This window comes from Chryseobacterium sp. SIMBA_028 (assembly GCF_046535285.1).
Lineage (GTDB): Bacteria > Bacteroidota > Bacteroidia > Flavobacteriales > Weeksellaceae > Chryseobacterium.
In genome coordinates, this window is the sequence record NZ_JAWRWZ010000329.1 from 1 (window position 1) to 268 (window position 268).

Annotated in this window: 1 protein-coding gene; it reads left to right on the forward strand. The window is 60.1% G+C overall.

The window, feature by feature from the left end:
• The coding region (locus tag SCA31_RS23655) for a hypothetical protein (RefSeq protein ID WP_410699451.1) at window positions 1-211 on the forward strand (211 nt) is incomplete at its 5' end.
• Window positions 212-268 lie beyond the last annotated feature (57 nt).

Sequence of the window (268 nt, forward strand, 5' to 3'; positions counted from 1 at the left end):
GCTGTCGCTTGCAGACAGCATCGGCACGCTGGAGACAGGCACCGATGCCGACATCGTCGTCCTCAATGCCGCGGCAACGCCGGCCATGGCGCTGAAGATGGACGTGGTCAAAACGCTGGTGGAAGAACTCTTCCTGCTGCAGACGATGGGCGACGACCGCTCGATCGTCGAGACATATGTCGCTGGCAACGCAATGAAGGCAGCGCTTTGAGATAGGACCTGCAATCGGGGGAAGCATGAGCGAGACGCAACGCAGGTTGACGACCAT